General features: G+C 41.7%; 20 protein-coding genes and 1 tRNA gene. 11 read left to right on the forward strand and 10 right to left on the reverse strand.

Features of this window, described 5'->3' with window-relative positions:
• Positions 1-6: 6 nt before the first annotated feature.
• Both CWD77_RS01195 and CWD77_RS01200 read left to right on the forward strand, forming a co-directional pair.
• A complete protein-coding gene (locus CWD77_RS01195; protein WP_101071408.1) occupies positions 7-291 on the forward strand; it encodes an HU family DNA-binding protein in 285 nt (94 codons plus the stop codon).
• Between the two features lie 239 nt (positions 292-530).
• Positions 531-2,381, forward strand: a complete 1,851-nt coding sequence (locus CWD77_RS01200; protein ID WP_101071409.1) for a glycoside hydrolase family 31 protein — start codon at positions 531-533, stop codon at positions 2,379-2,381.
• A 393-nt stretch (positions 2,382-2,774) separates the two neighbouring features.
• On the opposite strand, the gene CWD77_RS01210 is transcribed toward CWD77_RS01200, so the two are convergent.
• A complete protein-coding gene (locus CWD77_RS01210) occupies positions 2,775-3,842 on the reverse strand; it encodes a rod shape-determining protein (RefSeq protein WP_101072900.1) in 1,068 nt (355 codons plus the stop codon).
• A 311-nt stretch (positions 3,843-4,153) separates the two neighbouring features.
• Between CWD77_RS01210 and CWD77_RS01215 the strand changes: the two genes are divergently transcribed.
• Together CWD77_RS01215 and CWD77_RS01220 are read left to right on the forward strand one after the other, a co-directional pair.
• Positions 4,154-4,241, forward strand: a tRNA-Leu gene (locus CWD77_RS01215).
• Positions 4,242-4,619: 378 nt separating this feature from the next.
• Positions 4,620-5,174: a hypothetical protein gene (locus tag CWD77_RS01220; protein WP_101071411.1), complete on the forward strand. Its 555-nt coding sequence runs from the start codon at positions 4,620-4,622 to the stop codon at positions 5,172-5,174.
• A gap of 258 nt (positions 5,175-5,432) precedes the next feature.
• On the opposite strand, the gene CWD77_RS01225 is transcribed toward CWD77_RS01220, so the two are convergent.
• On the reverse strand, positions 5,433-6,077 hold the full coding sequence (locus CWD77_RS01225; RefSeq protein ID WP_101071412.1) for a fasciclin domain-containing protein: 645 nt from the start codon (positions 6,075-6,077) through the stop codon (positions 5,433-5,435).
• Positions 6,078-6,279: 202 nt separating this feature from the next.
• Between CWD77_RS01225 and CWD77_RS01230 the strand changes: the two genes are divergently transcribed.
• The gene (locus CWD77_RS01230; protein WP_101071413.1) at positions 6,280-6,942 is read left to right on the forward strand and encodes a hypothetical protein; all 663 of its coding nucleotides are present in this window, start codon (positions 6,280-6,282) and stop codon (positions 6,940-6,942) included.
• Positions 6,943-6,980: 38 nt separating this feature from the next.
• Here the strand turns inward: CWD77_RS01230 and CWD77_RS01235 are convergent, their stop codons facing one another.
• Positions 6,981-8,984: a serine hydrolase gene (locus tag CWD77_RS01235; protein ID WP_101071414.1), complete on the reverse strand. Its 2,004-nt coding sequence runs from the start codon at positions 8,982-8,984 to the stop codon at positions 6,981-6,983.
• Positions 8,985-9,182: 198 nt separating this feature from the next.
• Between CWD77_RS01235 and CWD77_RS01240 the strand changes: the two genes are divergently transcribed.
• From CWD77_RS01240 to CWD77_RS01255, 3 genes are all read left to right on the forward strand, one after another.
• The gene (locus CWD77_RS01240; RefSeq protein WP_101071415.1) at positions 9,183-10,133 is read left to right on the forward strand and encodes an NADP-dependent oxidoreductase; all 951 of its coding nucleotides are present in this window, start codon (positions 9,183-9,185) and stop codon (positions 10,131-10,133) included.
• Positions 10,134-10,564: 431 nt separating this feature from the next.
• Positions 10,565-11,284, forward strand: coding sequence for a DUF1326 domain-containing protein (locus CWD77_RS01250; RefSeq protein WP_101071417.1), 720 nt, complete (start codon positions 10,565-10,567; stop codon positions 11,282-11,284).
• Between the two features lie 117 nt (positions 11,285-11,401).
• A complete protein-coding gene (locus CWD77_RS01255) occupies positions 11,402-11,677 on the forward strand; it encodes a DUF4242 domain-containing protein (RefSeq protein WP_101071418.1) in 276 nt (91 codons plus the stop codon).
• 25 nt (positions 11,678-11,702) lie between these two features.
• Here the strand turns inward: CWD77_RS01255 and CWD77_RS01260 are convergent, their stop codons facing one another.
• The gene (locus CWD77_RS01260; protein WP_101071419.1) at positions 11,703-14,270 is read right to left on the reverse strand and encodes a serine/threonine-protein kinase; all 2,568 of its coding nucleotides are present in this window, start codon (positions 14,268-14,270) and stop codon (positions 11,703-11,705) included.
• A gap of 12 nt (positions 14,271-14,282) precedes the next feature.
• Positions 14,283-14,849, reverse strand: a complete 567-nt coding sequence (locus tag CWD77_RS01265) for a sigma-70 family RNA polymerase sigma factor (protein ID WP_165779044.1) — start codon at positions 14,847-14,849, stop codon at positions 14,283-14,285.
• A 187-nt stretch (positions 14,850-15,036) separates the two neighbouring features.
• On the opposite strand from CWD77_RS01265, the gene CWD77_RS01270 reads away from it, so the two are divergent.
• The 3 genes from CWD77_RS01270 (at position 15,037) to CWD77_RS01280 (ending at position 18,139) form a co-directional block, all read left to right on the forward strand.
• Positions 15,037-16,650 carry a hypothetical protein gene (locus CWD77_RS01270; protein WP_101071421.1) on the forward strand — a complete coding sequence of 538 codons (1,614 nt, stop codon included), beginning with the start codon at positions 15,037-15,039 and terminating at the stop codon, positions 16,648-16,650.
• 78 nt (positions 16,651-16,728) lie between these two features.
• Positions 16,729-17,253, forward strand: a complete 525-nt coding sequence (locus CWD77_RS01275; protein ID WP_101071422.1) for an OsmC family protein — start codon at positions 16,729-16,731, stop codon at positions 17,251-17,253.
• A gap of 70 nt (positions 17,254-17,323) precedes the next feature.
• The gene (locus tag CWD77_RS01280) at positions 17,324-18,139 is read left to right on the forward strand and encodes a class I SAM-dependent methyltransferase (protein ID WP_101071423.1); all 816 of its coding nucleotides are present in this window, start codon (positions 17,324-17,326) and stop codon (positions 18,137-18,139) included.
• A 15-nt stretch (positions 18,140-18,154) separates the two neighbouring features.
• On the opposite strand, the gene CWD77_RS01285 is transcribed toward CWD77_RS01280, so the two are convergent.
• The 5 genes from CWD77_RS01285 to ftsH all read right to left on the reverse strand — a co-directional run bounded on the left by CWD77_RS01285 (position 18,155) and on the right by ftsH (position 26,178).
• On the reverse strand, positions 18,155-18,697 hold the full coding sequence (locus CWD77_RS01285) for a hypothetical protein (RefSeq protein ID WP_101071424.1): 543 nt from the start codon (positions 18,695-18,697) through the stop codon (positions 18,155-18,157).
• 97 nt (positions 18,698-18,794) lie between these two features.
• On the reverse strand, positions 18,795-21,014 hold the full coding sequence (locus tag CWD77_RS01290) for an amino acid permease (protein WP_101071425.1): 2,220 nt from the start codon (positions 21,012-21,014) through the stop codon (positions 18,795-18,797).
• A gap of 192 nt (positions 21,015-21,206) precedes the next feature.
• Entirely contained in the window at positions 21,207-23,198 is a 1,992-nt protein-coding gene (locus tag CWD77_RS01295) for an LVIVD repeat-containing protein (protein ID WP_133120143.1), read from the reverse strand.
• A gap of 135 nt (positions 23,199-23,333) precedes the next feature.
• On the reverse strand, positions 23,334-24,140 hold the full coding sequence (locus tag CWD77_RS01300; RefSeq protein ID WP_240596593.1) for a DUF305 domain-containing protein: 807 nt from the start codon (positions 24,138-24,140) through the stop codon (positions 23,334-23,336).
• A gap of 217 nt (positions 24,141-24,357) precedes the next feature.
• Positions 24,358-26,178, reverse strand: a complete 1,821-nt coding sequence (ftsH, locus tag CWD77_RS01305; RefSeq protein WP_420821208.1) for an ATP-dependent zinc metalloprotease FtsH — start codon at positions 26,176-26,178, stop codon at positions 24,358-24,360.
• Positions 26,179-26,409 lie beyond the last annotated feature (231 nt).

A 26,409-nucleotide genomic window follows, 5' to 3' on the forward strand; every position in this document is an offset into this window, starting at 1 on the left:
AAAATTATGACGAAAGCAGACATTGTTGATGTGATATCATCATCGACAGGAATTACCAAAGTGGAAACTGAAGCTGTGGTAAATGGATTTTTGGACACGGTAATAGATGCGATGAAACGCGGTGAACATATTGAATTGCGCGGATTTGGTAGTTTTAAAGTCGTAAAGCGTGCGCAACGTGTTGCCAGAAACCCCAAAACAAATGAAGAAGTTATCGTACCGGAACAATATGTACCGGTTCTTAAAATGTCTAAAGATTTTAAGGAGCAAGTAAATAACTCTCACGACTAATTTTTTAATATTGAAACGCGAGTGTCTTTCTGTTATTCAGTAACAGATACACTCGCCAATATCTCAATTCCTTATCTAAAATTACTTATATCATCAATTGCCAGTACGGTTTTAAGTGGGATACCCATCTAATTCTTTTCAGGCGAAATATTCATTATAGAAACTAAGTTTTCCGATTTGGCTCTCAATTCACGATTTTCAAGTCTTATTAAATTGTGAACTTATATTCTGTTTGATCGATGGTATTATCATTTCGCGGGGGGATTTCTTTTTTACTGATCTCACTATTTTTATGGTCTTGTAACCGTCCGCCGCAGGCAGACTACTACAATGCGGAAGGAATTGTATCGATTCATGTATCGGAGGCAGAGGGAAACGAATATTGGGAGAACTACAGAAACCCACCGGTTTTCTCCTTGAGATCTCTTGATGTATCAGATAATGAACCCGGAGAATTAGAACTTCAATTTTACGTCCAAAACGCAGGAAGCTATGCGCTATGGATTCTCGGAGCTTCAGAAACCGGTCAAAATAATCCACTTCAACTACGTCTGCTGGATGAGAATGATGAATTCATTTCCACTCATCGTGTGGAACTCAACGGGGAATCAATTCCAAACTGGGTGAATAGAGATCAGTTTACTGATGATCCAGTTGTTCTAAATTTTGCTAAAGAAGGATTCTATAAGCTGCAGTTAGAGTCAGGTGGTGTTGGTGGATTGCACGTATCAAAAATTCATATGTCGAAGAATGGCGATTTAATTCCAAATGGAACCGGTTACCCGGAAACCAAAGATTGGAGGATCGATCCGGTGATTGATAAACGCCTTGAACAGTCTGCCATACCACCGGCCTGGGTTTTTGGTTCTATTGTAAACCAAAATCAAAACATCGAAATGGCCGATGCACTTCTGATTGACCAAAATGATAGTGGTCAGAATGCATTTTCACCTCACTTTAAACTTGGAAGGTTATCAACTGAAAGTGGTCCGGATTTTGTTTATTACAGTGATTATCAACCTTTCGAAGATTTGAATGTTGAATCACGCCGTTCAAGGGGATTAAATCTTTATCCCGCTCAAAATCTATTGGATAGCAGATACAAAGACTTTCCACTTCCATGGTATAAACCAGAGATCACGGCAGGTTTTGACTATATGAAAGAAGCTGTGAATATACTTTCGAATCCGGACCTGGCAACCTATGAATCTGCCTGGCTGGTGATCCCTCCGGAGTGGTATGAACCCGGTAATCTGAATAACATCAGACCGTCTGATGAGTTGATTCTCAGAACACTTCAACTCTCGGCATTTCAAAATGTAATGTTTACGCCGGCTGCTGATGATGGATTTTCCGATGAGCTACTCGAGGAGTTGAAAAATCTAATTCAGCTGCGCCAACAACTGTTCCCCTACATTTACAGTTACACGAACCGGGCACGAACAGTGGGTACGAAATTAATAACCGGGTATCGGGATTTTCCCGGGCAGTTTCTATTTGGGGAGTATTTTCTGGTTGCTCCTGTTTTTGAAGAGGGAGCCGACAATCGTGAAGTTTATCTGCCGGAAGGCGTCTGGTACAACTTTCAAACTGAGGAAATGTTTGAGGGTGGGCAGTCATTTACTGTAGATGTATCGATGAATTCGTTGCCGTTGTTTGTAAAAGGGGGAGGCATCATTCCGCAGAGGCCGGATGCAAAACCGATATTACTCGGAAATAATAGCAAATTGCTGATTGATGTCTACTCAGGCGGTTCCGGATCATTTCGTTTATACGAAGACGATGGCGAGTCGCTGGAATACCAATCCGGAGAATTTTCAACCATCGCCTATCGATATTTTGAAGGGGAGGGGTACTCCACGTTTAACATCGGTGCAATGGTGAATGGGTTTTCAGACCGGCGTAAACAAACCGACTACGAAATACGGTTCAAGATGGTTGATGAACCGACTCAGATTACCGTAAATGGCAATATTCTTGATCGGACGAATGAATCGCAGGGTTGGAATTATGATCGTGAAAAGAGAACCCTTTTCATCTATTGGAATCAAATGGATTCAAACAGATCGGAGTTTCGAATAGAGTTTTAGTACTTATTCTGTGCGAGGTCCTCGCGTATAGATCGTAACGTTAATGCTGTTTCGAAATAGGAGTACCAACCAGGGTTTTGTATGAAAAATACCCATATGTTTTCAATTTCATCAACTGATAGATTCCCATCTATATAGTCATCAATCATTTTTGAAATTTCAATGTCACTGTCTGATTCGGGTGCTGTAGTCACGTTCAAAATATGTTGCCTAAAGTGTTTTGTATATCTCTTGTTGAATGCATTTTATGCATTTATATAAACTGTCTGTATGGAACGGAATTTTATTCTTCCTTACACCGATTATTACGATCTAACGTAAAATAGAGGGATTACAGTAGAAGATTTTACCTACTGTGTGAGCGATATTCGAAAATACTTTTTAGGGACTGACCTAAAAAAGAGAATTTTGATACTCTTCATGATTTTCCAGGATTATTCCGGTTCCTCTTACTACGGTGGTCAGCGGATCTTCAGCTACATGAACCGGGAGCTCAATGGCTTCAGAAATCATGCGGTCAAGATCCCGAAGAAGTGCGCCGCCGCCGGTTAGCATGATGCCACGATCCAGAATATCTGCACCCAGTTCCGGTGGTGTATTTTCCAGGGACTTTGTGATGGCATCCAGACACGCATTTACCGATTCATGAATAGCCTCGCGTACATCCTCTGAAGTAACTGTGAGGGTTTTTGGTACTCCACTGACGAGGTTACGACCTTTTGTAATCATCTCTTTCTCCTCACCGCCGGGTATGGCCGATCCAATTTCATGTTTAATTTTTTCAGCGGTTCGTTCCCCAATCAGCAAGTTATGCTTTCTGCGGATAAAATTGACAATCTCCTCATTCATCTTTTCACCGCCAATTCGAACCGATTGGGCATGTACAATACCGGAAAGCGAAATAATGGCTATTTCTGTTGTTCCGCCACCGATGTCGACTACCATATTTCCCATCGGTTCATTGACATTCAGTCCCATTCCCACAGCTGCGGCTATGGTCTCTTCAATCAGAAAAACCTCTTTTGCTCCTGCATTTTCCGCACTGTCTCTCACGGCCATTCTCTCAACGGCGGTAATGCCGTTGGGAACCGTAACAAGCATTTTTTTAACGGTAGCAAACCAGCGCTTTTTCATTACCTTCCTGATCATTTCGCGCATCATCTTTTCCGCGATATCAAAATCGGCAATCACTCCGCCTTTCAAAGGACGTACAGTTCTGATGTTCTTGTGGGTTTTTTCATGCATCATTTGAGCTTCTATTCCCACCGCGATGATTTTGCCATTAGGGTCGAGAGCGACGATAGATGGTTCATTCAGAACGATACCTTGGTCGCGAAGATAGATGAGAGTATTTGCAGTACCCAGGTCAATCGCCAGGTCACTGTTCAGAGAGTTGAAAAATCCTTTTTTGGCTTTTGATCGAGGTTTGTCAGTGGTTTTGGTAGCAGTTTCAGTATTCATAAAATGATAGGATTCGGCATTCATTATTTTTCTGGGGCTCCGCTCAGGGTAAATCACCCAACATTCAAAACTGTGTTTGAGGAGGTTTGTTCCTGATTTGATACATGAAAACCAATTTTATTTTAAATCGGTAAATCACATTTTGTTCCCGGATTACTGTTTTAATAAATCCCAAAATGGAACCTAGGTTCTGAAGAAAATCAGATAGAGATAGGGAGGAGAAAAAAGCCTTAAAAAATGTTGTTCAAGTATTGGGGATTCCCTTATATTTGAAATCTGTTTAAAAGACAGAACTTCCAATTCAATTTAATGCCTCGGTGGCGGAATTGGTAGACGCGTTGGACTTAAAATCCAATTGACATTACAATGTCAGTGCCGGTTCGAGCCCGGCCCGAGGTACAAGCCTTCATCTGTTTTCAGGTGAGGGCTTTTTTTATGTCTCAAATTTTTTCAATGCAATTCGAGCTAGAAGCAGGATCGGAGTGAAAGTATAGTATCAGTTCCAAATGAACGATACTGAAAGTCTTTAAAATTAATTGAAGAGTATTGTAGAGCCGCCGCAAATTGATATGATCCCGCTTAGTCGCAGTTACTTTTCAACCGGCAATAAATTTAGGTTTTACCTGCAGATGCAATTCATCATAATTTGATAATATAGGCTGGTTAAATTCATCTTGGTTCATGCGAACCTTCACGATGCAATGTCTAAACATCCTATGTTGAACATATTCATCATTTTTTTTAAACATCCTCCCCTACAAACCACTCAACTGTATCATGAAATTACTTGTTCTAATTCTGTTTCTGATTCCCGCATTTATCATGACACAATGTGAAGATGACTGTTCTACTCTTGAAAACTGGGAAGTAGAGGATGTTGTGAACCTCATTTCCCTAACACCGCTGGATACCTCCTATGAAAAAGGCACCGTTTTGACACTGAATATTGAGCTGCCGTCAACCAATGACTTCTTTGCAGATTACATCAATAACAGAAGAACGCAAGTCAATCTGTTTGAAGAAACCAATGACAATTTTGCCCTGATTACCTTGGGAGAAGATGAACTGTTTGTAGACAATACCCTGACTTTCATTAAGGGAAACCAGGGTGAATTTTTGAACACGTTTATTCTCCCCTATAACTCACGGTCAGGAATGTATGAACTGGAAGTCCAGATTACCCTCGACAGAACCGGAGCCTATTCTCATGAAAAATCCGGTCGGATATATCTCGGTCCACCGGATCCAACCGAATGCAGTGCCTTTCTTCTTAGAGTGCAATTTGCGGATATCGACGGGCAATTTATTGAGTTTACAGTGACTGAAGAGTGACTTGATACATGTAAAAGCTGTCCGTGCTTTGAGATATTGAGTAAATAAATTGACGAAGCAGGTTTAGTTAATAATTCCGGTTTGCTTGAACATAGTTCTTCAAAACCTTTAAAAAATTCAGAAAATCAACAAACTAGCAATTCTAGCTAAACCGAAGTAAAGGAATTGCTTTTGTGATCAGTTAATAAAATCAAAAAAATACCCACACAGGTTTAAATGCGTGGGCATTGTAATAGATTGAATTATAACTTTAAAGTATCACTCCAAAGGAAGCAGTACGGTATCAATTACATGGATAATTCCATTTGAAGCAGAGTTATCGGCGGAGGTAATACTTGCTTCCTGGCCGGCGATATCGCTAATAGTGCCGCCGAATGCTACATTAAAACTAGCACCATCAAGCAGGGTATTAATTTTGCGGTCTTTTGCCCGCATGTTTTTTGGAACCACACTATTTGCTGCCCGTCGTCCTTCAGTTACGTGGTAAAGCAGTACATTTGCTACAGCACCTTCACCAAGAAGATCGTCGATTGCAGCGAAAGGGCCCTCACTTTCAACAACATCCGGATCAAGATCTGCGGACAGAGCATCCACAAGATTTAAAAAGGCTTGGTCAACCGGAGCAAATACAGTGTATTGGTCACCACCGGTAAACACATCGGTCAATCCGGTATACTCCAGTGCTGCCAGTAAAAGGGTGAATTCAGCGTCATCAGCTGCAGCGGATTCTACTACGATATCTGCAATGGTTTGATTGCCGGGAGATGGTGCTCTTTTTTCGGCTTCGGAATTGAACTCTTCAATCGTCAGATCAGCTTCAGAGCTGCTTACGGTACTGTCACTGCAGGCTGAAAAAATCAACAGGCCTGCTAAAAGAGTTAAAATGGTTATAGTGTATTTCATAATGTCGAATATTAATGATTAAGGGGGGTTGTGATTATGCCATCATAAATTTTCATGATTGCATTAATTCGATAAATACATTTAATTTCGATTTCGTTCTGACCACAAATAAAATTTTTTCATGGAAATTATGATGAATTTATCCGGATGGTCAAAAGCTCAAGAATAGGTAAATTCAACCGATCATTTAACAACATCAATCATGCTTGAAAAACTTAAAACATTGATAAAAACAGCAGGTTCAATCGAGCCGTTTGATGCCACCCGGTTTAATGATCCGCTGGCTGAATCGATTGAGTGGGTACCTCAGAAACGGGGAGGGAGTAATTTCCACACTCATAAGATGGTTGCTGTAGATTCTCAACGCCTGGAGTTTCGACCCACACTTGGAGCAAAACTCTTTTCCGGACTTTTTATTACTGTGGGGGTCGGTTTCCCTATTCTTTTTTTAACCGCAGGGTCAGATAGTCCGGATATGGAATCAGTTTGGGGTGTGCTGGGTATTCTCCTTTTTGGTGCTTTGTTTGCCGGTGTAGGTGGTTGGATCTACTACTCTATGGCTAAACCTCGTGTATTTGATAAATATACCAGCATGTATTGGAAGGGGCATAAAAAGCCGGATTATATCTACCGGCCTGAAGATGAAAAGGATGCGACAATGTTTAGCAACATATACGCCATTCAAATAATCCGGGAGTATGTGAAGAGTGATAAATCTTCTTACTACAGTTACGAGTTGAATTTGGTTCTTGATGACGGCCGGCGCCTCAATGTAATCGATCACGGCAAAAAAAATGAAATTTTGGAAGATGCCCGAGAACTGGGTGAATTTCTGGATGTACCGGTTTGGGTAGGATTTGAATAGTCTGTAATTACAGAATTTCTACCGTCACAATTGCTGGATTATTCCATTTTCCTGAAAAATACATTCCTCGTTCTGCCGTTCGAGGCATTAAAACCGGTTATCTCACCCTCATCATTTCGAACAAACTCTACGGTTTGAATGGGCATTACAGAACCGAATTGATCCTTGTGGGTTGGGTCCAGTATCATCTCTTCCTCCAGCTGAAAGTGCTGCATCACGAGTTCATCATCTTTAAGTTCAATGGTATAGGTGGTTTCAATCTCATCGCTGTAGAACCGGCCTGTATATTCTGACATTTCATCAGGGGCGAGTGTAAAGTCTATCTTTTTAGCAATATGATTGCCGTTTTGATGAAGTGTGAGGGAGTCTGCTGTTGCATCTTCATTCAGGTGAAAGGTCACAGAGGCGTTTACACCCATCAGGGAGAAGGTGGAATCGGATGTTGCAGTCAGATCTACTTCGGGCTGATTGGTAGCCTGGGTATAAATTCGATCCCCTTCACGATCAAAAGTAAGGATAAAGCCCGGCATGATGCTCAACTCATATCGTCCGGCTAACAGATCAAAATTTTTGGGATCATACTCAAATTCGGTTTCATCATCCGAGGCAAGAGTTTTCTCCTGTTCAGAGTCTTCATTCGTTTCCATGTACTCTCCAAAAAAGAGATCGGCAATGCGGTTTGGGATAGCACCATTAAAAGAGGCCAGGTTACTCTGTGTAACAATAGCCGCATCGATTTCCGGGAAAAGCATAAACATCGAACGGTGAGCCATATCTCCGCCGCCATGATGAATCTGCTTCAATCCTTTGTAGTCCTGAATAAATAGTCCGAGTCCATAGCCTGTTGATTTACCGTTCTTGAGTTCATAAGGAGTGGTCATCTCTTCAATCATTTCCGGAGTTCCTACTACAGGATGATTCAGATTTTGAATCCACTTTGCAAAATCGTCAAGAGTTATATGAATACCACCCGCACCGGCCGCACCACCAAGGTCTGTTACTTCTTCATAACCGTTATTGCCGTAGCTGTAACCTGTTGATCGATTCGTTACGATTTGATCCGATCGGGTTCGTACAACGGTATTGTGCATTCCCAGCGGATCAAAAAGATTTTTTTTCATCCATTCATCGAAAGGAGTATCCGTAACCCGTTTTATCACTTCGGTCATCAGCGCATATCCGGTATTGTTGTAGTTGAACTCACTGCCGGGAACATTTTGCAGTTCCGGCTGACGCTGTACAATGTCGATGATCTTATCGATGTCCAGATTGGAACTTATATTTCTCCCTGTCATGACCATCAGGTTGATAAACTCCCTGTATCCGCTTGTATGTGTAATTAAATTCCGAAGAGTAACGGTGTGTTCAAACTCAGGAAGTTCGGGGATATATTCCCGGACATCATCGTCGAGAGAGAGTTTCCCTTCTTCCTGCAACAACAACAGACCGAGTGCAAGAAAATGCTTGGAAGTGGAACCGATATTATGGAGCGTATTTTCGGTCATGGAAACATCATATGTGAGATTGGCCATCCCATAAGACTCCTGAAAAATGATCTCTCCGTCTTTCATGACCAAAACGGCGGCACCGGGCACATCATCTCCGGTATATTCTACCATCATCTGATTTAACCTTGCCGCCGGTTCCGTGGCAATCGGCTCCACCACTTCAACCCTGATGGAGTACTCTCCTTCATCCTCTTTAAAGGGTTTTATCTCAATTCGGTAGGTTCCGGCGTTCTTCGTATTAAACTGAAATGAATCTCGACCCACTGCTGAAGCGTCAAATTCAGCGGCTTTTTCACCTGTGGGACTGTAAATTGTAACGACAGCATCAACACTCTCCTGAATGACGAAACCGTGTACAAATTGTTCTTCCTTGAGTTCAAGGGTGTATGTATGAACAGCATCAGCAGACAGGGAATTTTCAATGGATTCCCCAACAGTTATAGATTGTTCCGATTGAACTGAAGTTTGAGCAAAACTTGTGGCAGCAACTAAAAGAAATGAAAAAGTGAAGCAGAGTGAAGGTAAGGTTTTCATGATTCCCCGATTGTTTGATGTGCAAACTCTCAATTATTTAAACATATATACTGATAAATATGAATTGTTCAAATCTTTCGGAACTCTACGAAAATCATGCTTGGGAGTTTCATCCACGGTGAAATCGAAACGCATTCTGCAACTACCTTGTTCTGACTCATGAACAGACGAAACCAATTAATTTAAATTGAAATAGTTATGAGCAAGAAAATGAAAGCCGCTTATTATGAAGAGTTTGGCGAACTAAATCAGATTAAAGTGGGAGAGTTGGATAAACCGGAACCGGGAGAGGGTGAGGTGCTTATTCGGATTCAATCGGCAGGAGTGAATCCGGTGGATGCTGCCGTGGCTCGCGGAATGTTGAAAGATGCCATACCGGCTGAGTTTCCCGTTGTACCCGGTTGGGATGTTGCCGGCTTGATTGAAGAGAGAGGGCACTCTGCACGAAGATTTGCAAAAGGGGATAAGGTCTACGCCTATGCCCGGAGGCCTGTTATTCAACACGGAACGTTTGCAGAGTATATTTCGATTCCGGAAAGCTATGTAGCCAAGAGTCCTGAAAAACTGACGATGGAGGAGGCCGGAGGTGTTCCACTTACCGGGTTAACAGCGTACCAGTCCCTGTTTGATGCAGGTGATATAAAAGATGGTGAAAATTTACTGATCTTGGGAGCATCAGGTGGGGTCGGTTCTTTGGCCATCCAACTAGCCAAATGGAAAGGGGCTAACGTAATTGCTGTTGCCGGATCTTCAAACCAGGATTACATGAAGGAACTGGGTGCCGATTACACCATAGACTACAGTAAGGGTGATGTCGGTGAAGCTGTTGATCAGATTGTACCGGATGGGGTAGATATGATTTTTCACTGTTCCAGGGGAGATTCGCTGGCTCAGTCGCATGACAGACTGAAGAAGGGAGGCCGACTCATCTCCATTACCAATAGTGATCCGGAACGAAGAGATGATGTACACTTTCAATATGTGTTTGTGGAACCGAACGCTGTTCAGCTCGCTCATTTAAGTGAACTGGCCGATAGTGGTAATTTGAAAGTTCCTGTATCAAAAACGTATGAACTGGATAATACACAACAGGCTCTTCAGGAGATAGAATCCCTCCATACAAGAGGCAAAACAGTGATTACCCCATAATTTTACTTTTTTAAAAATAATTCTGTAAGGAATCTCTGTTTCTTGTGTCATACAGTCAGACCAAGTCTATATTTAGGTTTTGACTTAATGATTATCAAGACAGAGTCTTTTGAGAAGGGTGTTGAGCAGCTCTTTTCAAAAGTTCAAAACAAAAAAAGGGAGCGGCCCGGGGATAGTCGCTCCCTTTTTTTATTTACAAAAAAAAACTTCTTTGTTATTATTCAGCTTCTCAAGCTGAATTTTTATAGAAATCTTTTCTCTCCTAATGATAAAATCCTCCGGTTTTTTCGGCTACTGTTTATAGATGGTTAGAAATAACTGTGCCCACATTTAAGATAACCAATGAGAGTGTTGAAAAATAGAATCAAGAATAGTGCACATTTAGAATCATCTATAAGAAGTCAATATAAAATCAAAAAGGGATTAATGTTATGAACAGAACTATCTATATCGGACTAACGATTATTTTACTTTTCGGATCGGCATTTTTGTTGATGCACTCGGAAAAGAGCAATTCTGAAGTGAGTGATTGGTCAATTAATGCAACAACCATTGAGGCATGTACATGTCCAATGTTTTGTCAATGTTACTTTAATACAGAGCCGGCCGGTCACGAACATGCTGAAGGCGAAAGTACGCACTACTGCAAGTTTAACATGGCGTGGAAAATTAATGAGGGTCATTACGGTGATGTAAATCTGGACGGTGTTACTTTCTGGATTGCAGGTGATCTTGGAGAAGGATGGGAAGACGGAGAAGTGGATTGGGCTAAATTACACTTTGATCCATCAGTAACATCTGAACAAAAAGAAGGAATAACAGAAATTCTTGGCCCTCTTTTTCCAGCCGAATGGCAATCCTTCAGCCTTGAAGAAGATTTGAGTATTCAGTGGGAGGCAAATTCAAACGATGCTACAGCACTTCTTAATAATGGTCGGGCAGGTGAAATGCGCCTTGCAACTCCGGCAACTGCACTGAATAATGAGCCGGCAGTTCTTACTAATATTCAGTATTGGGGAGCTCCCCGGAATGATGGATTCGTAATGATGCCGAATACGGTACAGGCATACAGGATTGGAGATAATACCTATGAGTCTAATGGTACAAACGGATTCATGATTACAATAGATATGAACTCCAATGATATCTGATATTTCAAGTATTTATCCAATAAAAGGCCCGTTGTTATTCATCATCGACAGCGGGTCTTTATAATCGAAAACATCATTATAAAGAACTGATTTTATAACATTAAACTTTATGTCAATATGCCGAAATTTGTAATAGAAAGGGAAGTTCCCGGAGTGGATAAATTAAACGATCGTGATAAAAAGGCTGCGGCCTTACAATCAATACGGGCATTAAGAGATATTGGTCCAAAGATTCAATGGGTTCACTCATACATCAGTGAAGGCCGGACCCATTGCATCTATGTAGCCGATAATGAAGATTTGGTTCATGAGCACGCAGAAAAAAGTGGGTTTCCGGTAAAACGAATTTTTAAAGTCGACTACATTATGGAACCTGTCACTGCGGAAGCATAATCATGACTGTTTTAGTTTTTGAATATTAATTTACTTCAGAAAGCTGAGCTAAATGATTGCTGTAGGTTGTCATTTTTTCTGAGTTTCCCCACTGTTCATAAAGTTCAACAAGGGCTTCCAGTGATTCGGCTATTTCTTCCTGTTGATAACCTCTGTTTTCTGATCGGTTTTGAATAGAAGTTAAGCTCTTCAGCAGTTGAAATTCTGCGTCTTCAAAATTCCCTAAATTGGTCAGGCACAATCCCAACTCCCTTCGAGCTGAACTGAGACGAGGGTGATTCGGGTTTAAGACAGATTCCAGAAGTTGAACAGTTTTCCGTAAGGTTGGTTCTGCAGCTTGGTAATTGCCGGTTTCCATGTAGAGCCGGGATAATGCTTGCAGTACTGGCCGTTTCAAAGGGTGGGAATCTTCATTAGTCTGTGCAATAGAATTCAGAAGTTCTTGATAAAGGGATTCTGCAAGGGCATATTTCCCTGTAGATTGATAGAAATCGCCTAAAGCTTTTTTAGCGACACCGGTTTCGGTATGGTTTTCTCCGTATACGCTCTTGTAGATTTCAAGTGCTTCCTTAAGATCTTTTTCAGCCTGATCCGTCTTTTCAAAATGTTGAAGAACTCTGGATCGTGTGATCAGTAGTTGAGCAGTTTCAGGATGATCCCGTCTGTAGTGATCCCGGTATATATTATAAGCGTTTTGAAGCATCTCCATGGCGTCTTCCGGTTGCCCGGATTGGAACAGTGTTACTCCAAGGCCTTCATAACTGGCTCCAATATTTGCCGGATCCTCATCAGGTAATTGAAGTCTCATTTTAAGAGCCCGTTTGTGATAAGCTTCTGCCGTTTCGTAATCTCGTTGAACAGTACGTACCGAAGCGATTGCATATAAACTACTTGCATATTCCGTAGATTCGAGCCCGGGTTTTTGCTCATAAATCTGAACAGCTTTTTTAAAGTTGATATCAGATTCCCGGTAATCTCCCATATGGTGCAGTACGGTGCCCAAATTATAGTAAGCATCAGCAAGGGTCAGGTCAGATTCCGGTTGATGCTCTTTCCATATTTCCAGGGATTTATTCAATAAAGGATACGCCTTTTCATATTCTCCAAGTTCCCGATAAGCCCTGCCAATCACATCATACATTTGAGCCTGAATGCCGGGTTGATCACGAAGCTGATCAGCCTGCTCAATTCCACGATTCAGCAGCATATTTGCAGTAACAGTTTCACCAAGATTTTCGGTTGGATTACCGGACTTAAACATCCCCATCATATAATTTATGATCTGTTCAGATTTTTCAGCCTCCGTTTGCGCCTGATTCAGCGCCGTCTCAATCTGTTGAGAGTGATTCGTGACGGTTACCAGATAGATGAAAGACATTAAAATGATGGCCGAAAAAGATACGACCCCTAATTTATTTCGCTGTATAAATTTATGAGAGCGGTAAACTACCGAGTCTTGGCGGGCTTTTACAGGATATTCCTTCAGATACCTTTTTATATCGGCTGTAAACTGACCGACGGAGTGATATCTTTTTTCAGGTTCTTTCCGGAGAGTTTTGAGAATGATGGCATCTAGATCGCCCCGAAGCTCTTTTTCCAGTTTTTTTTCTGATTGTATATGAGAAAGTTCTGATAAATCCTCTTTGGTGTTGAGTGCACTGCTTGGGGGAATCGGTATGGTTTTGCATACGGACTCTTTAATCCTTTCAGCAGTTCTGCCTTCCACCTTGTATGGTCTTTTACCGGTAAGAAGTTCATAAAGGATAATTCCAAGCTGGTAGATATCAGATGCCACGGTTATGGGATGATTAAGGGTCTGTTCAGGAGTGGCATATTCCGGAGTTAAAGGCATCAAACCCTTTGTGATTTCATCAGTTCTAATTCCGTGCAGCTCATCTGGATTTAGTACTTTTGCAATACCAAAATCGAGCAGTTTTATACTGCCACTGTCAGTCACCAAAATGTTTGATGGTTTAAGATCACGGTGAATGATCAGTTTATGATGTGCATATTGAACCGCGTTACATACATCCATGAAAAGTGAAAGTCTCTCTTTCAGGTTCAGGCGATGCTTATCACAGTAAAGGTCAATTGGAAGTCCTTCTACGTGTTCCATTGCAAACCAGGGCTGTCCATCTTCCGTTACACCCCCATCGAGCAATCGGGCAATATGGTCGTGATTGAGAGTAGCAAGAATCTGCCGTTCTGCAACAAATTGTTGAATCTGGCGGGTTGTACTGAATCCGTTTTTAAGGAGCTTAAGGGCCACCCTTTGTTCAAAATGACCATCATCCCGTTCGGCCAGGTACACCGTACCCATACCGCCATGATCTATCTCTTTCAATATTTTATAAGAGCCGATTTTTTTACCACATAAATTCTTGGTTTCAAAAACACCGGCGGTGAGTGGGGCGATTGATTGGTCTATGGGGCTGGGATGCTTACTCGCCTTAATTAAACTCCAAACCTCGTTAATCAGATAGGTGTCTTCTTCACAACTCTTCTCAATAAAATTCTCTCTTTTAGAGTCTTCAAGCTCTATTGCCTCATTGAAAATCTTCTTAATAATATGCCACTTATCATTCCCACTCATATTAAGCGATCTTTATTGGAAGGATTCCAGCTCTCTGTTCAGCCATGCTCTTGCCATATTCCAATCACGGCTCACGGTAGCGGTTGAAATGTTGAGTGCTTTTGCTGTTTCTTCTATGGTCAGGCAACCAAAAAACCTGCACTCTACAACCCTTACTTGTCTCTCATCAATTTTTTCCAGCTTTTCGAGAAGTTGATGAACCGTCAATACATCTTCCAGGTTTAGTTCTGTAACACAATCGGCTTCACCCAAAGTAACCCTCTGCTGTTTTCCACCACGTTTTTGGGCCTGTTGTTTAATAGCATAATCTACCAAAATGTTTCTCATCACCTGCGAAGCAATTCCGAAAAAGTGGTCTCTGTTTTGCCATTCTATCCGATCAAAATCAACTAATTTAAGGTAGGCTTCATGTACCAGTGCGGTGGTGTTAATCGTATGATCATCCTTTTCACCTTGAAGGCGATATTTCGCCATGGCTTGCATTTTTTCATACACGAGAGGTATAAGCTCGTCCAGAGCCTCACGATGGCCGGAAGCGTGCTTTTGTAACAACAATGTAATTTTGGAACTCTCCACCATTTTACCTCTCCGTTCTATCCAAGAAAACATCACGTTAGCTCCTCCCAACCTCTTAATTGAGAGCACAACCCCATAATGATAAACGATCATCAATTTTTCGGCTTCTATTGATGAGGGATCGTGTAAACGCCATAAGATGGATCAATCAATACCTATAATTAAATAAACAAATCACACATTTACTATTATGATCAAGAATGGAAAAATAATTCTCTGGATCTTTGGGCTCTTCTTTTTAAATCAAACACTCTTAATTGCTCAGAATAGTGGAGAGAATGCCGGAAACGTTCAATTTGAGGTTTCCTGTAATGAAGAGGGGAGTATTTATTTTACCGATGGTCTTACCATGCTGCATAATATGATGTACGATCAGGCATACGACATTTTTAATGAATCGATAAAAGCTGACCCAAATTGTGAGATGGCTTATTGGGGTGTAGCTATGACTCAGTTTAATCCGCTTTGGGCACCGCCTGATGAACAAATGTTCCAAGAAGGATACGAAGCTATTAAAATGGCGGGGGATATTGGTGCCGACTCTCAGAAAGAAGAAAATCATATTCGTGCTCTATCCAGTTATTATGAAACGGCGGACAAACAGGGGTATAGAGAGGGTGTAAAAGCATGGGAACACACTCTTGAGGAGATTTATAATCAGAATCCTGAAGATGTAGAAGCCGGAGCTTTTTATGGACTGTCTATGCTGGCTACAGCTCCTGCCGATGACGAGACTTTTAGCAAAAAAAAGAAATCAGGAGAGATGATGGAACAGCTTCTGGAAATGTCACCGGCACACCCGGGGCTGTTCCATTACATCATTCATGCTTATGATAATCCTGTGCTGGCTGACAAAGGTGTGGAATTTGCTAAAGGGTATGAGAAATTAGCACCGGATGTACCGCACGCACTTCATATGCCAAGTCATATCTTTGTACGAATCGGAAATTGGGATGAGACAATAGCCTGGAATCGAAGATCTGCAGATGCAGCATTAAAACAGCCCGTGGAGAATATGACATCTATGCATCATGCTCATGCTTTGGACTATATGATGTATGGTTACTTACAGAAAGGGGAGGATGAGGCAGCATCAGAAGTGTTGGACGAACTGATGTCGATAGATAATTACCAGCCACATTTTGGTGCCGCCTATGGAGTAGCTGCAGCTCGTGCACGCTACGTACTTGAGCAGAATGATTGGGAAGGAGCTGCTCAGTTGAATCCACGGCCTGATAGTGGATTTGACTGGGATCTATTCCCTCAATATGAAGCGATAGGATGGTGGGCGAAAGGTCTTGGTTCTGCAAAAATCGGAGACTTAGATGATGCTCGCCGGGCCGCCGGTGTTTTAGAGGAACTTCATCAGAAAACAGTAGAAAATGGTGAGGACTATTGGGCACTGTTAGTAGATGTGCAGCAAAAAACGGTACAAGCATGGGTCTTATTTGAGGAGGGAAAATTTGATGATTCTCTGGCATTGATGAAAGAAGCAGCAGGTATGGAGGATTCGGTGGATAAACATCCTGTTACACCGGGAGAGGTTTTGCCAGCTAGAGAGTTACTGGGAAATATGCATATTCTGCTTGATGAGCCGGAAAAGGCATTGTCGGCCTACGAGAGTACGCTTGAAATTTCTCCGAATCGTTTTAATAGTCTGTATGGTGCCGGTAATGCTGCAGACATGATTGGAGACAGTGACCTTGCCGCAACTTACTACGAAAGCTTGCTTCAATTTGTAAATACAGAGAAGAGTAATCGTCCCCAACTATCAAGTGTAAATCGATTCTTTGCAGGTCGCTGATTTTTTTTTAATCAGCACAAGAAAAGTTTTTTTGAATTCATAAAAGGCTAAAATTCTCATTAAAAATTAAAGTTAAAAATGGCTGATCCTGCGACAATTAAAAATGCGTTTGAGCGAAATCGAAAAGCAGTAAAGTTGAAACCAAATCTTGGTAAAAGCACGGCAGTAACTAAAGTTCGTTTATTTGATGGTACAACATGTGAAGTGGAGCATAAACACTGGTCATTTAAAGTGGATATTGGCAAGTCCGAAGGTGGAAATGATGCGGGGCCCGGACCCGGTATATTGGAAAGAGGAGCCTTGGGAAGTTGTTTAGCCATTGCCTATTCACAGCAGGCAGCTTTAAAGAATGTGCCCATTGATCGACTGGAAATTATCATTGAGTCTGATATGGATGCCCGAGGAATGCTGGGTATAGATGATCGGTCACCCGGATTCAAAAAGTTGAGATATAAAGTATTTATCGAGAGCCCTGCTGAAGAAAGTGAAATTATGGAGGTGATTGAAATAGCTGACAAAATTAGCCCGGTGTTAGATGACTTCAAAAGAGCAATACCAGTAAGTAGAGAGGTGATTTTAAGGGAAAAAGAGATGCAGGAATAAGGATTTTTTTTGATCTGTTTCAGTAATCACTGAGTTATCATAAAAATTGTAAGCAAAAATTATTTTAACAATGGAGCCTAGATTACAAAGACGAGTACAGCGTTACGGTTGGGATAAAGCCTCAGGATTTTATGAAGATTCATGGAAAGAGCAGCTTAAACCAGCTCAAGATAAATTAATGGAGATGATTGACTTGAGGCCGGGTGAAAAAGTATTAGAAACGGCTTGTGGAACAGGATTGGTAACAGAGAGAATAGCGAAAACTGTAGAACCCGACGGTAAGGTAATAGCAACGGATTTATCAGCTGGAATGCTTGAACTGGCTGAATCAAGAGTGAGTGGTAATGGATACGGCCACGTAGAGTTTAACAGAATGGATGCTGAAAATCTCGATATGGATGGTGAACGGTTTGACGTGGCTATCTCGGCACTTGGCCTCATGTATGTACCTGATCCTGTGGCATCCTTAAGAGAGAAGTATAGGGTGCTTAAGCCGGGAGGAAGATTAGCGATTGCTGTTTGGGGTGAACGAAAAAATTGTGGATGGGCTGATATTTTTCCAATTGTAGATAAGAGGGTGAATTCAGATGTTTGTCCGATGTTCTTTCAGCAGGGTACCGGAAACACATTAAATTATTCGATGAAGAAAGCGGGGTTTGAACCTGTTTGGATTGAACGGATGAATGTGAATCTGCACTATAAAAATGATGAACATGCAATACTTGCAGCATTTGCCGGTGGCCCGGTAGCACTTGCATATCAGAAATTTGACGAAAAGACGAGGCACGAAGCCCATAACGAATATCTAAACTCAATATCCCAATTTAAAAATGGAAACGGATACGATATTCCGGGAGAGTTTGTAGTGGGCAAAGGAGTAAAATAAAACGGATGAATTAAATCAAATCATTCTTATTTCGGCCTCAGCAATGAAACGAGCTGCGTCTCTGCGTGAAAAATCTTCCATAATCTTTACACCATCAATGTCTGTATCCTCAAACATCTCTTCACCTTCACGGTTAATCATAACCAACCGTCCGTTTTCGTAGTAAATCTCTTCAATTTCATTGAGTGGTATTGAGATGGCACGATCCAGGAGTTTCTGAATTCCGCTGCTCAAAGCAGATCGTAAAACAGCTGCAAAGTGAGTGGAATCTTCCAAATCATTCTCACTTTTAATTTCAGAAGCAATATTATCCAGATAGTTATCGGTGAATTGCAGTAGGATTTCACTGTTTGTGAGTAAAAGATCAACACTCTTTTCCTGGGTAGTTATGTAATATTCTGCATCGCCTCGTGGATACCGGGGAACAATCTCAGCTTCTACATTACTTGTGGTAATAAACGAGTCTGAATTTTGTGCAACTATATGATAGGGTGAAGAGATTATTGTTAGTGTTATTACTGTAAAGGCCAGAAGAGACTTTTGAACCGATTGATTCATATTGGATAAATTTGTTAACGGTTAATTATCTCTACGGACAGATATAATCTCATGTTTCATCAATACAGAAAAATAATGCGCACAAATTACGGTGTGTTTATGCCAATATATTCTCATTACCGGAGTCTGCAACAAATACGCAAGCTGATTGGGTAACTTTTACGAAATATCGGAGCTTTTCAAGATCAGGATCATCCGGTAAACCGAAGAAATCAACATCCGCCTGAGGAGCTGATTGCATTGCTTCTTCAAACGATCCAATTTCCACATGAGGAATTACGTTTTTCAGGCGGGATATGTCAAGCAGGTTTTCAAGGTATTCATAAGCATTTTCTACTTCAGACTCTTCAACAACTGTAATAACTCGCATGGTGGCATTCCAGTTGTGCGAGAGTTTATATGCAGAAAGCATGGAAAGGTCAATATTTCCCAAGTCCATACTTAAATCCCATTTTGGACTCTGTTCGTGGATCCACACATTTACAGATGCACTGCGGCCAAGTTGTGCAACCGGATCTTCCGCATAGAGCTGAATGCCCATTTTATTCATACGTGCCTCATTAATGATACTGTGTATTTCATCATCATTTCTGCTTTGGTGAGGTAACTTTAAGAATAGAATGTTGGGAGAGAAGAAAGTACCCTGTAGAGTTTGCAGTGAGTCCATCACAGCATCCTTGAAGTTTTTGGAATCTAATACAGACCAGCGCGTATATACATTCTCTTTACGAAATGAATCGGCTAAATTGGTAAGTGAGTCACGAAGTACATCCGGTTTTTGTTCTGAAGAAACTCCAATCAATTTAATGGAACCTCTTGGGTAGACAAGGTTACGAATCAAACTGAAACTTCCCCGCAGTTCACGAGAGCTTCTTACTGGAACTAAAAGGTTGGCCTTCCATGCTCTTTCATTATTTGATGGGAGTAAGGAGACTTTTTTTGCAGCCCACTCAGCCAGAGAAGTAAACAGGCCGCTTCGCATATCTCCATAGGGGACTTTCAATTCCCTGTTTGTTAGATAGAGATAGGTTGCAATAACAATCCCTAAAGCTACCAGTCCAAATACAGGATTGATGATAAACATCGTAAACAAACAGCCGATTGTGCCTATGATGGGGACAGTTCTGGGGACAGAAAAAGTAGGCCGGAAGCTGATCATATTCATTTTCTGCTCAATAAACACTACAAGATTGATCATCATATAGGTGATCAGAAAAAACATGGTTATAAGAGGGGCAATGGTGTTGAGGTCCCGAAGCATCAGGGTGAACAAAACGATTGCTCCGGTCAGAATAATTGCATTTCGTGGCTCACCATTTTTTGCAAGTTTTGAAAATTTATCACCTCCGGGAAAGATTCCGTGATCACCCAAAGCCTGTAAAATTCGAGGAGCTCCAACTATAGATGCCAACGCCGAAGAAAAAGTGGCACCCAGAAGTCCACCTAAAACGGCCGGTGCCCAAAATGCTTTATCGATCATCACGTTATAGTTGCTGACCAATTCTTCTGTTGAAGCAACCCTGGCCAGCCAATAGGCTACGGCCATGTAGATACCATAGCTTATAAGTATCGCAGATATGGTGCCAACAGGGATACTTCTTTTTGGATTTTTTAATTCACCGGACATATTTGCACCGGCCATAATACCTGTAGCGGCTGGAAACAGTACTGCAAAAACAACCCAAAAACTGACCCCTTCAAAGTCATTTTCCGGCGCTCCCGGGAATTCACCCCACCACAGAATATCATGCTCCAACACCCCTGTAAAAATGGTTGCACCTACAGATAGCAGAGCACCTACTATTACAGCTAAAATGATGTATTGAATTCGAAATGCAAGTTTTGCACTGATAAATGCAATAAAGAGCAGCACAGAAAAAACAGCCAAATCTACAAGAATGGCGTAATGTTCCGGAAATATGTAGAGCCAACCTTCCCTAAAACCAAAAATATACATGGTAATGGCAAATGTTTGGGCTAGATAAAGTGGTACGCCTACACTTCCACCAACTTCAAGACCCAGTGACTGAGATATAATCGAGTAGGCTCCTCCTGCTTTAATTCGAATATTAGTTGTAATGCAGGACATTGAAAGGGCGGTGAACGTAACAATGACAAATGCGATGGTAATGATAATCCATCCACCGAGTAGTCCCGCGTTTCCGACTACCCATCCCTGCCTCAGGAAAAGAATTACACCAAGAATTGTAAGCAATGTAGGTACAAAAACACCTGCAAAAGTACCATACTTCTGCTTAACATTTAGCTCTCGTTCATCTACTTGCTGTTGAAGGGTGCCTTCTGCAGGTTGATTCATATCTTTTATTGGAAAAGTATTAAACCCGGTTCAACTAAACTTCTGCTTTATATACAGTTGTAACAAAAATGTTAATCACAGAATTTGATGGTTTATCAAAGCTCTTAACATAAAAGTAATAAAAAAACCGACATCGCAATCTAAAAATTTAGATGCAATGCCGGTTTTAAAAGTATTAAGAATTAATTCTGCTTATGAGGCAGAACCAAGATCACGAATAATCCGTGCCAGTTCCATCACTTTATCACTATTTGATGATGAAGATGCTCTGTTGGATAGGGAAGCAGCGACTTCATTCAGTACACGTGATTTTCTGGAATCGTCTGCACTTTCAGCTTCAGACAATCCGTTTCGGATCATTTGAATGGTTTGCATATTCAGCTCACGATTTCTTTCCAGCTGGTCGGTGTAAGCTTTAGCAAGTGCATAGGTTGTAGGCCACTCATACTTCGGTTGTCCCTGAGCGTTTTTGTACTCAAGAACTACAGTATTTGCAGCATCAATTTCATTCTGAGTAAGGAAATCACTCGGAACGAGTTCCAAAATATCAAGACCACGAGCAATTTCTGAGCTCACAAGATAGCCGTTGTACCAATAGATTGACCAGCTTCCACCGGTTTCAATTCGATCAGGATTGACCGGTCCGCGATCATGAAATGCAATTTCAACAGGATTTTCCGGATCAGTAAAATCAAAAACATTGATTCCGCCTTGATACCAAGACTGAACCATAATGTCGCGGTCCGGTACAGGAATCATAGATCCGTTATGTGCAACACAATTTTCTGCTGATGTTTGTGGAGCCGGCATTTTAAAGTAGCTTTGAAAATCCATCTTTCCATCATCACCAATAGCATAGATTGCATTTGCTCCCCATTCGTATGGATCACTTTCTCTACATTTAGGCTGTGTACCGCCACCCCATTCATCAGTAAATAGAACGGTTGTCCCATCATTATTAAATGTAGCTGAGTGCCAGTAAGCAAAATTTGAATCTGCTACAGCATCAATTCGGGTTGGATTCACGGGGTTGGTAATATCCAAAAGAAGCCCATATCCTTCACAAGCACCACCCGCAAGACCCACTTCCGGAAAGAGTGTGATATCGTGGCATTGGTTTGGACCAACATCCTCACCTCTTCCGCGGGCAGCAAGCCTTTCTTCCATAAATTCACCATACATTTCATCAACTTGATCTCGAAGCGCACTGCTGTCTGCTTCAGTTGGTTCGCCTTCACCGCCACGTTCTTCAACGATCTGTTGCAGGAAAGCCTGGGCAAGCCGGTTGTTGACTACACGCGGTGAGCCGTCATAGTTTGCAACGAAACGACCTTCTTCACGTGCTCTTTCAATTGCAGCAAGTTCTTCAGGTGCAGGACCGTGAGTTGGAGGAGCTGTCAATCCTTCAAAAATTCGAGGAGAGTTTGCAATTGCTGCTTCTTCAGGGTTATCCAAAGGAACTTTAATTACTTCAATTCGGAAAAGGGCACTTTCAGGATCTTCATCAGGAAATGCACTTGAACAACCGGGTAATTCATCTTCAGGACGTACAGGAGCAGAACCGGAAATGTAAACATAAACGTTCTCGTCGTCGTTAGGATCCTTTAGTACAGAGTGTGTATGCGAACCACGGCAAGTTTGTACGTTAGAGATATACTCCGGATTCTCAATATCGCTAATGTCAAAAATTCGGATTCCACGCAATCGTTCTTCACTGACTGTTTCAGAAACACCTTCCGTTCCACAATCCAGTCGGCCACCTAAACCTTCACCGGATACAAAGAGAAGATTCTCGTAAACAGATACGTCACTTTGAGACGCCGGACAGAGAAAATCAACAACTACTTCAGGATCTGCAGGGTTGGTCATATCCCAAACTATAAATCCATTATAACTTCCCTGAATGATATAATTGTCTTTAAAGGCTAAATCTGTTGCCCAGGAGCCCAGAAAATCTTCCGGTGGGGGAGTAGCTGAAATCAGGTTTAAATTCCAGATTGCTTCATCGTAGTCAAAGAGTCCGCCGGATAGACCTACGCGCGGGTCAGGACTGGGTTGTTCAATTTCAGTTATAGGAGACAGTGAAGGCTGAACGTTCTGTTCAGGCATATCTGAGGATGCACAACTATACACAGCCAGCAAAGAGGCAAATGCAAGAATCATCCCGGGTAGTAATCGTTTCATACTTGAAGGATTGTTTGTTTGGGTTTTTAGAGAGATCGTTTTAGAAAATATAGAGCTGCATACCGATTCCTGTAGAATAGATCAGTGGTCATTAATAGAGCACAGTAAAAAGATTAGACAGGGGCAGTAGCGTTTTTAATCTATATTTTCCAGCATTAATTTCATTCTTTCAATTTCTGTAACCTGCTCTGCGTTGATACCTGAAGCAAGTTCAAAAGATTCCGTGTCGGAAGCTGCACCGTCTGCAGCAAATAGTTCTTCAACCATAATAACCGCACCACCGTGATGCTCGATCATGTAGGTTAGAAAAAGACGGTCAAACTCTTTACCGGTTGCTGCTGAAAGATTTTCAAGTTGTTGTTGAGTCAGCATTCCAGGCATACCACTGTGATCGTGCATCATATCCGAATTGTGATCCATATCATGATCTTCCTCATGATTCATATCCATATCCATGTTGTGATCATCATGATTGCCGTGATCAGCATCCGTTTCACTCTGTTCCATCTCGATTGTCATGTTGATACCGTCGATATGCACAATAGGAACAGGCTGCCCTCTGTCGCGTAACCAACGCTGCATAAGAGCAATTTCATCAGACTGCGCGTTGATGATTCGGCTTGCAAGAGTTTGTACCGATTGGCTGGCACCATTTTCAGGAGCTAACCGAGACATAATTAAGGCCTGAGAGTGGTGCCCGATCATTCCGGTCATAAAATCCACATCAGCCTCAGTAAAATTCATACGAGACTGTTCTATTCGTTCCCAGTAAATCCTTTCCATCTCCTCATGATTCTGCTGTTGCCTCTCCATCGATTCAGCAGAAGTTTGTGAATCTGTTGTTGATTGCTGAGTTGTTGAGCAACCCGAAAAAATAATCATCAGGGAGACTCCGGATGATATCAAGGTGAGAAAAGTGTTTTTGTAAAACTTGCTAAGCATGTACTTCATTCATTTAAATTCATTGATTCTGAACGTTACATCATATTTCTAAAGAATCAAAAACGAATTGAGGTGAAAAAGTGTAAAAATGTGAGAAATTGTACCGTAAAAGCAGGGTCAGAAACGAATATGGCACGATTCAACATCATGCCATAAGTTGTTTAATAGAAATTTTAGAGAGACTTAAACCGAAAGCCTATGAAAGGAGAAAATCGAATTATTCCGAATCGTCTTTCATCAAGGATAGAACTTCTTCACCTGAAACTTCCTCTTTCTCGATCAACAATTCTGCTAGTTTATCGAATGCTTCTTTGTTCTCCTTTAGAATTTTGAGAGCTCGGTCATAAGCTTCTTGTGAGATAACCTGAACCTCCTGATCAATTTCACGAGCTGTAGAGTCACTGTAACTTTTTTGGCGAGTCATATCACGCCCCAGGAAAACGTCCTCTTCGTCTCCGCCAAATGCGAGGTGCCCAAATTTTTCACTCATTCCCCACTCTACCACCATTTTTCGGGAGAGTTTAGCTACCTGCATTAAATCGTTTTGGGCACCACTTGTTGCTGTATTAAATATTAGCTGTTCGGCTGCGCGTCCGCCCATTATTACAGCCATTCGATCGAGCAAATACTCTTTATTGTAGAGGTATTTCTCTTTTTCAGGAAGCTGCATGGTAATTCCCATCGCTTTGCCTCTGGGTATTACAGACACTTTATGAAGGGGATCACTGTTTGGCAATGCGGCCGCTACAATAGCGTGGCCGGCTTCGTGGTAGGCGAGTATTCGCTTCTCTTCATCATCTATCTGCATTCCTTCACGCTCAAGTCCCATCATGATTTTATCACGTGCATTCTCGATATCGTCCATGATAATTTTTTTCCTCTTATTTCGTCCCGCATAAAGAGAAGCTTCATTCAGCAGATTTTCCAAATCGGCTCCACTGAACCCCGGAGTACTGCTGGCAATTTTTTTGAGATCAACACTCTCATCAATGGATTTATTCCTGGCATGAATTTTCAGAATCTCGAGCCTTGAATTTTGTGAAGGAAGATCCACACTGATTTGACGGTCAAAGCGACCGGGTCTTAAAAGCGCCTTATCTAAAATATCCGGCCGGTTTGTGGCCGCCATCACAATTACATTTTCACTCGGTTCAAACCCGTCGAGTTCGGAAAGCAATTGATTCAGTGTCTGCTCGCGCTCGTCATGACCACCGCCCAGTCCCGCTCCACGTTTACGCCCAATGGAGTCGATCTCATCAATAAAAATAATGGCCGGTGATTTTTCTTTTGCCTGTTTAAACATCTCGCGCACCCGTTTGGCGCCCACACCAACAAACATTTCCATAAAGTCAGATCCTGTGATGGTATAAAACGGAACTTCAGCTTCACCGGCTACAGCTCTGGCCAGAAGTGTTTTACCGGTTCCGGGAGGCCCCATAAGCAGGACGCCTTTTGGAAGTTTGGCTCCAATCTCTTCAAAACGGCTTGGGTCTTTCAAAAATTCTATGATTTCGCGAAGCTCGGTTTTGGCTCCATCCATTCCTGCAATATCATCAAATGTAGTTTTATTTTTTCCGGGCTCCTGCAGCTTGGCCTGGCTCTTTCCAATATTGAACATACCGCGTCCCTGCATCTGCATCCGTCTGTAAAACATCCAGCCGATGAGAAGTAGAAAAAAGAGCGGCATGGAGAAGACAAGAAAATACCACCAGAATCCATCTGAATCGGCTTCAGCGGAAATAATGACGTCGTTTTCTTCAAGCAGATCCGTTAACCGTTCATCTCCGAAAGATGGAATTACAGTAATGAAATTTTTATAGGATGTAGTATCAGAATCAGTGAGCTGTAGTTTTTGTTCAGTCCTGAATATTCCATCAATCCGGTTTCCCTGAATGTGAACTCGTTCAACATTATCACTTCGAAGCTGCTCCTTAAAGGTGCTGTACTCGATCTCCGGCTGTGTGCCAAACATTCCGTTGCCATCGGTTAAAACCCAGTAGCCAAGTACAACAAATGCGATCAGATAAAACCAGTAGATAAATCCGGTTGGACGCTGGCTTTTATTTTGTTCCTTTTTGGATTTGCCATCCGGACTTTTGTTTTTCGATTTTTTATTCGGTGGATTGGATTTACTTTTCAAACCTTTGAATTTCTTTTGAGTTTAGTAACAAATAGGGTGAATCCTTTGAACTCTTTCTACTTAGACAAAATAGTTTTTTGCAGATTCGTTCGCGAATAGAATGATTTTAATGACGGATTCGATGATTTC

This window comes from Rhodohalobacter barkolensis (assembly GCF_002834295.1).
In the GTDB taxonomy this organism is placed as follows: domain Bacteria; phylum Bacteroidota; class Rhodothermia; order Balneolales; family Balneolaceae; genus Rhodohalobacter; species Rhodohalobacter barkolensis.